This window comes from Streptomyces noursei ATCC 11455, from assembly GCF_001704275.1.
In the GTDB taxonomy this organism is placed as follows: Bacteria; Actinomycetota; Actinomycetes; order Streptomycetales; family Streptomycetaceae; genus Streptomyces; species Streptomyces noursei.
On sequence record NZ_CP011533.1, the window covers coordinates 6,076,614 to 6,088,082 of the forward strand.

Sequence of the window (11,469 nt, forward strand, 5' to 3'; positions counted from 1 at the left end):
GGTCGGCGTGGATCACGACCGCGGACCAGGATAGAGGCCCGGGTGCCTCGTCCCGGTTGCTTCACCTCCGTGGCACGTTGTGGAGGTTCGGTGAAGCGATCCCGATAATCGCAGGCAGGTACGAATCCTGCACGGCTTTTGACGTCTCGCGCGGCGGGTGTTGTGCACTCGTTATGCCTGCGTCTTGGATGTTACGAAAATCCCATTTGGGTCCTATCTCGCCCCCTGGGGACCCTTGCGGCGCACGCAAGGGTCTATACGCTTCAAAAAGCTAACGAAATTGGGCATTCTTCACATGTGGCGACCTTGGACGTAGGACCCCGGCTGATCGACGCACTGTCCGTTCTGCGCGACCGTGTCGACGCCGCACGATTCCCCCTGCCGCTCGGGGGCGCCGCTCGCGCCCGGCGCGACCGGGCGGAGCTGCTCTCCCAGCTGGATGACTATGTGATGCCCCGCCTGCGCGCCCCTAAGGCCCCTCTTCTCGCGGTCGTCGGAGGCTCCACGGGGGCAGGCAAGTCCACCCTGGTCAATTCGCTGGTGGGGCGACGAGTCTCGGAGGCCGGGGTGCTGCGGCCCACGACGCGTACGCCGGTGCTGGTCTGCCACCCCGACGACCACGGCTGGTTCGCCGGGCAGCGGGTGCTGCCGGGGCTCACCCGGGTGTGGGTGCCCGAGCAGGACGGTGGCGAGGGCGGCGAGCGGGACGACGGAGGGGGGAGAGGGGAGGAGGTGGAGAAGGGCCTCGGCGGGGGGCGTGGGCGGGTGGCGGGGGAGCCGGGGACGCCGACCGTGCGGATCGAGACGGACCCCGCGCTGCCCAGCGGCCTGGCGCTGCTGGACGCCCCGGACATCGACTCGCTGGTGGCCGGCAACCGCGAACTGGCCGCCGAGTTGATCTGCGCGGCCGACGTCTGGGTGCTGGTCACCACGGCCGCCCGGTACGCCGACGCGGTGCCCTGGCACCTGCTGCGCACCGCGAAGGAATACGACGTCACGCTGGTCACCGTGCTGGACCGGGTGCCGCACCAGATCGCTGCCGAGATCTCCGCACGGTACGCGGAGCTCCTGCAGCGCGCCGGGCTCGGCCACGTACCCCGCTTCACCATTCCCGAGCTGCCCGAGTCCGCGGGCGGGGGCCGCGGACTGCTCCCCGCCACCGCGGTCGCCGGCCTGCGCGACTGGCTCGAACGCCACGCCCTGGACCCCGCCGCCCGTAGTGCCGCCGCGGACCGGACCGCCACCGGCGCGATCGCCTCGCTGCGTAGCCGGATGCCCGCGCTGGCCGGGGCCGCCGCCGCGCAGCACGCCGCGGCGCTGCGGCTGGCTGGCCGCGTCGAGGAGGCGTACGAGGAGGCCGCCGAGCGGGTGCGGCGCGAGGTCGCGGCCGGTGAGGTCCTGGCCGGCGACGCCCGCGCCCACTGGCAGGCGCACGGGCCCGGCGGGCGCGCCGACGAACTGCTGGACGCGCTGACCCGAGGGCTCACCGCGTTGCTGGTCTGCGCGGTCGAGGGGGCCGACGAGCGGGCCGCGGGCGCCTGGCGGCGGGATCCCGCGGCGGCCGAGATGGCACCGGCCGCGGCGGACGGTGCCGCGGGCGCCGCCGGCCGGATCGGTGTGATCGTCCGGCGCTGGCGGCGCTGCCTGGAGGAACTCGCGGAAGAGGAGACCCGGGAGGCGCGTGGTGGGTCGGCCGGTGAACGGAACGACCCGGTGGACGGGGAGCGACCGACGGCGTTGCTGGCCACCGCGCTGCTGGGCGGGCGCCGGGCCCGTACGGCGGGCGAGAACCTCGCCGACCTCTTGGGGGCGCAGAGCGCGCTGCGGCTGTGCGACCAGGGCGCCAGGTTGCTGACCAGGTATCTGGAGCACGCCCTCGACGGTGAACGGGAGCGCCGGCTGGCCCCGTTGGACCGGCTGACGGTGCCGCCGGACCAGCAGGCCGAACTGATCGCCGCGCTGTCGGTGGTGCAGCGCGAGCAGCGTCGGAGGCGGCCGGTGGAGGCGTGGGAGACGGAGCGGCGGACCGAACGGGAGCGCGGGCGCGCGACGGCGGACCGGTGCGGGAGAGAGGCGGTGACGGGGTGACGGAGTCCGGGGAGCAACGGGCCGGGACGGGGATCGACGAGGGCGGGGAGGGGGTGGTGTGGGACGACGATTCCGGGATCGAGGGTGCCGGGATCGAGGGTGCCTGGGATGACGGGGTGATCGCGCGGAGGGTGCGGGGCGGGGCGCAGCGGAGTGGCGCGCGGGCCGCGGGCGCCGCCACTGGTCCGGACGGTCTGCCGTTGTGCGCGGTGGATGCGGATGTGGACGTGGATGCGGGTGCGCTTGGGGAGGTGGCCGTGGGCAGTGGGAGCAGTGTGTCTGTTGGATCTGCCGGGGTGCGTGGAGCGCGGGGCATGGGTGGGACGTCGGCCCGTGGGCGTGCGGGCCAGGGGAGGGGAGAACGGGCGGCGGTCGACGGGGAAAGGATGGACGGCGGGGTCGGACACGGCACCGGGGGCGGTGGCGACGCGGGCCTTGAAGACGGGCTCGCGGACTGCGGGCCCGGGTACAAGTGGGTGCCCGGTGGGGCGCGGCGGGCCGCCGAGGAGGGGCTGCGGCCCCGGTTGGAGGCACTGCGGGAGCTGATCGCGCTGTCCCGCAGCCGGTTGGACGAGATGGCGCTGGACGAGGCGGGACGAGTGCTGGAGTCCGCCGACGAGCGGTACCGGCTGTCCGGTGAGCACACCGTCGTCGCCCTCGCGGGCGCGACCGGGAGCGGGAAGTCCTCGCTGTTCAACGCCCTGGCGGGGGCGTCGCGTTCGGAGGTCGGGGCGCGCCGACCGACGACCGGTGAGCCGGTGGCCTGCGTCTGGTCGGGCGGCCGACCGGGCGCGGAGGGGCTGCTGCGCCGCCTCGGGGTGCCGGTGCACCGTCGGCACACCCCCGCACAGGGCAGCCCCGAACTGGCCGGGCTGGTCCTGCTCGACCTCCCCGACCACGACTCCGCGGCCACCAGGAACCGCGAACAGGTCGACCGGCTACTGGGGTTGGTGGACGCGGTCATCTGGGTGGTGGACCCGGAGAAATACGCGGACGCGGTGCTCCACGAGCGGTATCTGAGGCCGTTGGCGGGCTATGCCGAGGTCACGTTCGTGGTGCTCAACCAGGTGGACCGGCTGCCCGGCGACGCCGCCGACCAGGTGGTGGACGACCTGCGTCGGCTGCTGGACGAGGACGGGCTGGCGCTGGGCGAGCACGGGGAACCGGGCGCGGCGGTCATGGCGCTCTCCGCGGCGACCGGCGAGGGCGTGGCGGAACTGCGGGAGGCGCTGGGGCAGTTCGTCGCGGAACGGGGTGCGGCGGACCGCAGGTTGACGGCGGACGTGGACACCGCGGCGGACCGCCTGCGCTCGGCGTACGTCGCGGACAGCCGGGTGGGGCTGACCGAACGGGCCCGGGAGGAGTTCGACGACCGGCTCGCCGAGGCGGTGGGGGCGGTGGCCACCGGACGGGCGGCGGAACGCGATTGGCTGCGGCATGCGGAGCGGGCGTGCGGTTCCCCATGGTCGCGGCTGCGGTGTCGGCGGAAGGACCGAAGGGCGCGGCGGCGCGGCGCGGCGCGGATGGCGGACGGGAGCGGCCACGGCACGGGCGAGGTCCGGATCGGCGCGCCGCGCACGGGAACCGGACGTGCTGCTTCCGGCGGTACCGGTTCCGGAGGTTCCGGTTCCGGGGGGCCGTCCGTCGGCCCGGTGCCCGCGCGCTCCGTGTCCGTGGGCTCCGTGCGGGGCGAGGACGGGCGGGCGGCGGCGCGGCCGGTGGTGGAGCAGGCGGTCCGGACCGTGGCGGGCGAGGCCGCACAGGGGCTGCCGACGCCATGGGCGCAGGCGGTGCGGGAGGCGGCGGTGCGGGGCGCCGAGGGGCTGCCGGAGGCGCTGGACGCGGTGGCCGCCGAGGCCGAGGAGACGTTGCGGCTCGGGCCGGACGCCAAGCCGCGGTGGTGGACGGTGGCGGCCGCGCTGCAGGGATTGCTGTTCGTGTTGCAGGTGGTCGGCGTGTTGTGGCTGGTGGGCGCCGTGACGGGCGTGGTGGACCCGACGGAGTGGCTGTCCGGGCTGCTGCCCGCGGTCGTGGGGTCGGTGGGCGGCCCGGCGCTGACCTGGCTGAGCGGGATGGTGGCCCGCGGTCCGGCCCGGCGGTACGGGCAGGAGGCCGAGCGCCGGCTGCGCGGGGCCGCGGCCGGGTGCGGGCGGGCGCGGGTGCTGGAGCCGGTCGCCGCCGAACTGCTGCGGTACCGCGAGGTGCGCGAGCGCTACGCGGTGGCTTCGGGCGTCTGACGGCCCGGCGGGTGAGGTGAGGAGCGGGGCCGGGCGGCGGACGGGGCGCCGCCCGGCCCCTCGCGGGTGACGGAGTTGTCCACAGGCGGCCGGCCGTCCACAGCCTCCGGCGGCCGGCGCCGCGTCCGTGCAGCATGGGTTCAGCGAAGCGCGGCGCGGAACGGCCGCGGCTCGATGCCGCAAAGCGTCACGGGCCGACGGCAATACGTAAGGAACACAAGGAAGACGAGGAACACAAGGAAGGCGAGGAAGGCGAGGAAGAGGAACACCTGCCGAGGGGCGCGCACCGAGCAAGACGCACCGAGCAAGACGCACCGAGCAAGACGCGGCAAACAAGACGCGGCAAACAGGATGGGCCGAAGTGACAGGCCGAAGCGACGTGTTGAAGCGACGTGTTGAAGTGACGGGTCGAAGCGGCGTTCCGGAGTTACTTAGTGAAGCGACGTGCTGACGCGACGTACTGAAGCGGCGTACTGAAGTGACGTCATAAAGAAGGGGACGGGGGAGGCATTCATGAGCGACACGATGGTGACGCTGGTGGGGAACGTGGCCACGGCGGTGGAGCACCGGGAGACCGCGGCGGGGGTGTCGGTGGCGCGGTTCCGGATGGCGGCGACCTCGCGGCGGTGGGACAAGGCCCGGGAGTGTTGGACCGACGGGGAGACGAGTTTCTACACCGTTCGGTCGTGGCGGGCGCTCGCGGACAATGTCGCCGCTTCGGTGGCGGTCGGCGAACCCCTCGTCGTTCAGGGGAGATTGCGGCTGCGAGAAGGGGAGCAGCCACCGGAGAAGGGCGGTCAGCGGTGGTTCGCGGCGGAGGTCGACGCCCTTGCGATCGGGCACGATCTCGCCCGCGGGACGTCCGCATTCCGTCGGACGGCAAGGGCGCCGAGGAAAGCGGGAGAGGGGACTCAACCGGACGCGGAAGGGGGGACGTTGGGGGAAGTTGAATCGGGTACGACTGTGGTAATGGGGGCGGTGGCGGAACGGCGGACGGTCGTTCCGGTGGGGCGGACGAGTCCGGACGGCAATTCGCCCCAGAAGGCATCTGTGCCCTGAAAACGGCCAGCGATTTGTCGATAATGTTAGCTGGAGGTGAGCGTATTCGGTAACGATTGCGATTCGGATCGCTTGTGGAACGCCATTACCGGGGACCCTGATGCGTCCGCTCCATAGGATCCGACGAGTACTCACGGGGGCTGACCAGGCTGACCAGTTCGGCCGTTGAGTTCTTGGGATCTTTCCGGCGAGGCGACCTCTCCAGCCGACCGCTTCGCCCAGAGGGGAAATCATGCTTTCGATGAAGGGGCGGGGCGCAGCCCGCCTTGCCGCCGCGGTCGTGGCCTCGGGCCTGATCGCGGCGGGCACGATAGCCACCGCGGGCACCGCCGTGGCGGATGACCCGGCCGCGTCGCACGGGGGCGCTACCGCCACCCTCGGCGGTCTGAAGACCTTCGACCAGGCCGTGGTGCACGGCAACGGAGGGGACCAGCGCGTCGGCGCCGGCCTCTTCGAGATGTCGGTGGACAACGGTGGCACGCTGCAGACGTACTGCATCGACATCCACAACCCGACGCAGCAGCAGGCCCGCTACCAGGAAGTGCCCTGGAGCGCCTCGTCGCTGCACGACAACCCGGACGCCGGCAAGATCCGCTGGATCCTGCAGAGCTCCTACCCGCAGGTGAACGACCTGGCCGCGCTCTCCGCCAAGGCCGGTGCCGGGCAGCTGTCCGAGAAGACCGCCGCGGCCGGTACCCAGGTCGCGATCTGGCGCTTCTCCGACCACGCCAAGGTGGACGCGGTCGACCCGGCCGCCGAGAAGCTCGCCGACTACCTGGAGAAGAGCGCGCAGAGCGTCGCGGAGCCCAAGGCGTCGCTGACCCTGGACCCGCCCGCGGTCTCCGGCAAGTCCGGCAGCAAGATCGGCCCGGTCACCGTGCACACCAACGCCGACAGCGTCACCATCGCCCCGGCGGCGGACGTGCCGGCCGGCGTGAAGATCGTGGGCAAGGACGGCAAGCCGGTCACCAGCGCCGCCGACGGCACCCAGCTGTTCTTCGACGTCCCCAAGGGGGCCGCGGACGGCAACACCTCGCTGACCGCGCAGGCCGCGACCAAGGTCCCGGTCGGTCGGGCCTTCACCGGCATCGGTGAGCACGCCAAGAGCCAGACCCAGATCCTGGCCGGCTCCAGCGAGTCCACGGTCTCCGCGGCCGCCACCGTCTCCTGGAAGAAGCAGGGCGCGATCCCGGCGATCACCGCGGAGAAGAACTGCTCCAAGGGCGGCGTGGACGTCACCGCGAGCAACAAGGGCGATGAGGCGTTCCGCTTCCAGCTCTCCGGCAAGGACTACGAGGTCGCGCCGGGCGCGTCCAAGACCGTGACCGTTCCGGTCGCCGAGGACCACCCGTACCAGATCACGATCACCGGTGCGGGCGGCTTCAAGAAGACCTTCTCCGGCGTCCTGGACTGCAAGACCGCGGGCAACGGCGGCCAGCCCTCGCCGCACCCCAGCTCGCCCTCGACCGGTGGCACCACCGGCGGTAGCACCACCGGCGGGCACGGCACCGACCTCGCCGAGACCGGTTCCAGCAGCGCCACCCCGGTGATCGCGGGCGTCGCGCTCGGCCTCGTCGTGATCGGCGGCGCGGCGGTGTTCTTCCTGCGCAAGAAGAAGACCGGACAGGCCGCGTAAGCGGGACGGCCAGCCGTCACACTCGCAGCACAGTCCTCATGACCACCGGTGAGCGGGCCGTCGGCGCACCGTGAGCGGATGGTCACCGGACGCGCAAGCCGAAGGCCCCGGAGCGGACACCTCGCTCCGGGGCCTTCGCCGTCCGTTCTTCGGAACCCGTTTCCGTCCGGGGATGGACGTACGGCAAGATGGGGTGTATCTGCCCTCCAGCGGCCGCGCCGCACCATGGCCCAGGCGGCGGAGCCACCCAGACCACCTGATAGATCCAAACTGCCGGACGGTTTCTCTTGGCTGAGTACATCTACACGATGCGCAAGGCGCGTAAGGCGCACGGCGACAAGGTCATCCTCGATGACGTGACGCTGAGCTTCCTGCCGGGCGCGAAGATCGGTGTCGTGGGTCCCAACGGCGCCGGTAAGTCCACGGTGCTGAAGATCATGGCCGGTCTTGAGCAGCCGTCGAACGGTGACGCCTTCCTCTCGCCGGGCTACACGGTCGGCATGCTCCTCCAGGAGCCGCCGCTGGACGAGTCCAAGACGGTCCTGGAGAACGTCCAGGACGGCGCCCGCGAGGTCATGGACAAGCTCAAGCGCTTCAACGAGGTCGCCGAGCTGATGGCGACCGACTACTCCGACGCGCTGATGGAGGAGATGGGCAAGCTCCAGGAGGACCTGGACCACGCGAACGCCTGGGACCTCGACACCCAGCTCGAGCAGGCCATGGACGCCCTCGGCTGCCCCCCCGGCGACTGGCCGGTCACCAACCTCTCCGGTGGTGAGCGCCGCCGCGTCGCGCTGTGCAAGCTGCTGCTGGAAGCCCCCGACCTGCTGCTCCTCGACGAGCCCACCAACCACCTCGACGCCGAGTCGGTGCAGTGGCTGGAGCAGCACCTGGCGAAGTACCCCGGCACCGTCGTCGCCGTCACCCACGACCGGTACTTCCTCGACAACGTCGCCGGCTGGATCTGCGAGGTCGACCGCGGCCGCCTCCACGGCTACGAGGGCAACTACTCCAAGTACCTGGAGACCAAGCAGACCCGTCTGAAGGTCGAGGGCCAGAAGGACGCCAAGCGCGCCAAGCGCCTGAAGGAAGAGCTGGAGTGGGTCCGCTCCAACGCCAAGGGGCGGCAGGCCAAGTCCAAGGCCCGTCTGGCGCGTTACGAGGAGATGGCGGCCGAGGCCGACCGGATGCGGAAGCTGGACTTCGAGGAGATCCAGATCCCGCCGGGCCCGCGTCTGGGCAACGTCGTCGTCGAGGTCGACAACCTCAACAAGGCGTTCGGCGAGAAGGTCCTCATCGACGACCTCAGCTTCACCCTGCCGCGCAACGGCATCGTCGGCATCATCGGCCCGAACGGCGCCGGCAAGACCACACTGTTCAAGATGATCCAGGGCCTGGAGACCCCGGACTCCGGCGACATCAAGGTCGGCGAGACCGTCAAGATCTCCTACGTCGACCAGAGCCGCGAGAACATCGACCCCAAGAAGACCCTGTGGGCCGTGGTCTCCGACGAGCTCGACTACATCAACGTCGGTCACGTCGAGATGCCCTCGCGGGCCTACGTCTCCGCGTTCGGCTTCAAGGGCCCGGACCAGCAGAAGCCGGCCGGGGTGCTCTCCGGTGGTGAGCGCAACCGCCTCAACCTGGCGCTCACCCTCAAGCAGGGCGGCAACCTGCTGCTCCTCGACGAGCCGACCAACGACCTCGACGTCGAGACGCTGTCCTCCCTGGAGAACGCGCTGCTGGAGTTCCCCGGCTGCGCCGTGGTCGTCTCCCACGACCGCTGGTTCCTGGACCGCGTCGCCACGCACATCCTGGCGTACGAGGGCAACTCCAAGTGGTTCTGGTTCGAGGGCAACTTCGAGTCGTACGAGAAGAACAAGATCGAGCGCCTCGGCGCCGACGCGGCGCGTCCGCACCGTGCGACGTACAAGAAGCTGACCCGGGGCTGACCGTCGTGCGACACCTCTACTCCTGCCCCCTGCGCTGGTCGGACATGGACGCGTTCGGCCATGTCAACAACGCGGTGTTCGTCCGCTACCTCGAAGAGGCGCGGATCGACTTCATGCGCCGGCTGGCGCCGGGGGGCGGCAGTCCGTCGTTCAAGGGCGGCTCGGTCGTCGCCCGGCACGAGATCGACTACCTGCGGCAGCTGGTGCACCGGCCCGAGCCGGTGACCGTCGAGCTGTGGGTGCGGAAGATCAGTGCCGCGTCGATGACGGTGGGGTACGAGGTCAAGGACGAGGACACGGTCTACCTGCGGGCCTCGACCGTGGTCGTGCCGTTCGACTTCGCCGCGGGGCGGCCGCGCCGCCTCACGGCGGAGGAGAAGGCGATCCTCAAGGAGTACCTGGACGACGCCGCGCATCAGGAAGGGGCCGTCGGCGCATGACGGTGCTGCGGCTGGCCGACGCCGGGGAGGCAGCGGATCTCGCCGCCTTCCTCGCCCGGCTGATCCACTACGACCGCGGGGCCGCGGTGCGGCTCCAGGCGGGCGGCGGGGTGCTGGCCGTCTTCGGCCGCCCGCCGTCCTTCGAGGTGCTGGCGATCCGGACGGCGCGGTTGGCGGCCGATGCCGTGGTCGCCGAAGTCGCCGACGCCGACGCCGGCGGCGAGTCCGGTGCCGGGGCGTCGGGGCGGGGTCGCACGGGCGGTTCCGGCCTAGACGTGACCGTCTCCGCCGGGGAACTCCTCGAAGGCGTTCACGAGGCGGCGGGCAGCGTCACCGTGCCCGCCGCGGTCACCGGCCCGCCATGGGCCGGGGTGCTGCCGCCGCGGGGCGGCTGGACGCGGGTCCCCGGGCTGCCCTCCCCGGAGGCGTTGACGCGTGCGGTGTCCGCCGCGGTCGCCGAATTCCGCGCCCGGGACGAGGAGTTGCCGCCGCAGCGGCGCACCCGGCCCGAGCGGGACCGGATCGGCCGGGAGATCTGGTCGCGGACGCTGGGCGACACGGAGCTGCCGTTGCGGGCGGTGCATGCCGCGCAGGCGCTCGGGTTCCTGCGCGGGGCGCGGGCCGGGGCGATGGCGGCCTCCGCGAGTGCGGGGGTGGGTTCCGGCGCGGGTGCCGGGGCCGGTGTCGGCGCGGCTCCCGGGACGGCCGGGACGGCCGGGGTGGCCGGTGCGGAGGCGCCGGGTCCGGCCCTGGCGCTGCTGGCCGCCGGCGGCTGGCTGCGGCTGAGCACGCCGTACGGGTCGATCGCCGTACGGGTGGCCGGGCCGGCGGGGGCGACCGGGCTGTCGGGGCTGACGGTCACGCCGGTCTGATCGCGACCGGGCCGGCGCGGGCCGCTGCGACCCGTGCCCGCTATGCCTCGGCGGGGTTCTCGGCGGTGTCCTCGTCGGGGGGTTCGGCTGGGGTGTCGGCGGGGGCGTCGGGCCAGACGGCGATGTGGTCGGGTTCCCGTTGGAGCAGGACGCGGTCCCGCATGCCCAACGGGGCGGTGTAGTCGGCGGGGAGCTGGAGGCGGCCGGCGCGGTCGAGGGTGGCGTATTCGCGGGCCACGACGGATTCCCGGCCGGTCGCGGCATCGATTTCCGTGCGGCGCAGGACCTCGGTGGAGGTGCGTCCGTCGCGGATGGCCACCGTGCGGCGGACCTCGTCGGCCACCTTCTGGTCGTGGGTGACGATCACGATCGTGGTGCCCAGCTCCTCGTTGGCGGTGCGGAACGCGGCGAAGACCTGCTCCGCGGTGTGCGAGTCCAGTTCACCGGTCGGCTCGTCGGCGAGCAGGACGGCCGGGGTATTGGCCAACGCGACGGCGATCGCGGTGCGTTGGGCCTCGCCGCCGGAGAGCTGGTGCGGGCGCCGGTCGCGGCAGTGGGCGAGGGAGAGGAGCGACAGCAACTCCTCGGCCGCCCGGGTGCGTTCGGACCGGCGGCGCCCGCCGCGCAGCTGCATCGGCAGGGCGATGTTCTGCAGGGCCGTGAGGTAGGGGAGCAGATTGCGGGCGGTCTGCTGCCAGACGAAGCCGACGACGTTGCGGCGGTAGTCCAGGCGGGTACGGGCGTCCATCGCGAGCAGGTCGCGGCCGGCGACGCGGGCCGCGCCGGCGGTCGGGACGTCGAGCCCGGCCAGGATGTTCATCAGAGTGGACTTGCCGCTTCCGGAAGCGCCCACCAACGCCATCAACTCACCCTCGGAGACCAGGAGATCGAGCCCCTGGAGGGCCTGGACCTCTACGCCGTCGGTGGTGAAGACACGCACCAGGCGGTCGCAGGCGATCAGCGCGTCGTGCCCGTAGGCGGGACGGGCGTGGCGGGTGGCGGCGCGGCGCTCCAGGTCGGTGAGGGAGGGCGGAGCGGCCGGGGGTGAGGGTGAGGGGCGTGCGGGCGTCGGCGGTGGTGTGGCGTCGGGGCGGGGTGTCATGGGGCGGGTCTCCGGGGCGTGGGTGAGGGCGTGCGGGGGCGTGTCCTCGTGGCGGCTGGTCCGTCCCGCGCCGTCCCGCCCGG

At 72.5% G+C, this 11,469-nt stretch carries 8 protein-coding genes; 7 read left to right on the plus strand and 1 reads right to left on the minus strand.

The genetic code is table 11. The features are described from left to right. Positions 1–306 precede the first annotated feature (306 nt). From SNOUR_RS25795 to SNOUR_RS25825, 7 genes are all read left to right on the plus strand, one after another. The gene (locus SNOUR_RS25795; RefSeq protein WP_312636061.1) at positions 307–2,088 is read left to right on the plus strand and encodes a dynamin family protein; all 1,782 of its coding nucleotides are present in this window, start codon (positions 307–309) and stop codon (positions 2,086–2,088) included. 386 nt (positions 2,089–2,474) lie between these two features. Then, the gene (locus SNOUR_RS25800) at positions 2,475–4,325 is read left to right on the plus strand and encodes a GTPase (RefSeq protein ID WP_167739069.1); all 1,851 of its coding nucleotides are present in this window, start codon (positions 2,475–2,477) and stop codon (positions 4,323–4,325) included. 513 nt (positions 4,326–4,838) lie between these two features. Then, positions 4,839–5,384: a single-stranded DNA-binding protein gene (locus SNOUR_RS25805; RefSeq protein ID WP_067351477.1), complete on the plus strand. Its 546-nt coding sequence runs from the start codon at positions 4,839–4,841 to the stop codon at positions 5,382–5,384. Between the two features lie 232 nt (positions 5,385–5,616). Beyond that, entirely contained in the window at positions 5,617–7,020 is a 1,404-nt protein-coding gene (locus SNOUR_RS25810; protein WP_067351482.1) for a Cys-Gln thioester bond-forming surface protein, read from the plus strand. A gap of 287 nt (positions 7,021–7,307) precedes the next feature. Next, a complete protein-coding gene (ettA, locus tag SNOUR_RS25815) occupies positions 7,308–8,972 on the plus strand; it encodes an energy-dependent translational throttle protein EttA (protein WP_067351485.1) in 1,665 nt (554 codons plus the stop codon). Between the two features lie 5 nt (positions 8,973–8,977). Continuing rightward, positions 8,978–9,412 carry an acyl-CoA thioesterase gene (locus tag SNOUR_RS25820; protein WP_067351487.1) on the plus strand — a complete coding sequence of 145 codons (435 nt, stop codon included), beginning with the start codon at positions 8,978–8,980 and terminating at the stop codon, positions 9,410–9,412. Continuing rightward, positions 9,409–10,284 carry a DUF8010 domain-containing protein gene (locus SNOUR_RS25825; protein WP_067351490.1) on the plus strand — a complete coding sequence of 292 codons (876 nt, stop codon included), beginning with the start codon at positions 9,409–9,411 and terminating at the stop codon, positions 10,282–10,284. Before SNOUR_RS25820 ends, SNOUR_RS25825 begins: the two co-directional genes overlap by 4 nt. Positions 10,285–10,324: 40 nt before the next feature. On the opposite strand, the gene SNOUR_RS25830 is transcribed toward SNOUR_RS25825, so the two are convergent. After that, on the minus strand, positions 10,325–11,386 hold the full coding sequence (locus tag SNOUR_RS25830; protein WP_079142883.1) for an ABC transporter ATP-binding protein: 1,062 nt from the start codon (positions 11,384–11,386) through the stop codon (positions 10,325–10,327). Positions 11,387–11,469 lie beyond the last annotated feature (83 nt).

Coding starts and splice junctions, on each gene's coding strand:
- SNOUR_RS25805 (WP_067351477.1), top strand. CDS start 4,839: ATGAGCGACACGATGGTGACGCTGGTGGGGAACGTGGCCACGGCGGTG.
- SNOUR_RS25810 (WP_067351482.1), top strand. CDS start 5,617: ATGCTTTCGATGAAGGGGCGGGGCGCAGCCCGCCTTGCCGCCGCGGTC.
- SNOUR_RS25800 (WP_167739069.1), top strand. CDS start 2,475: ATGGACGGCGGGGTCGGACACGGCACCGGGGGCGGTGGCGACGCGGGC.
- SNOUR_RS25825 (WP_067351490.1), top strand. CDS start 9,409: ATGACGGTGCTGCGGCTGGCCGACGCCGGGGAGGCAGCGGATCTCGCC.
- SNOUR_RS25830 (WP_079142883.1), bottom strand. CDS start 11,386: ATGACACCCCGCCCCGACGCCACACCACCGCCGACGCCCGCACGCCCC.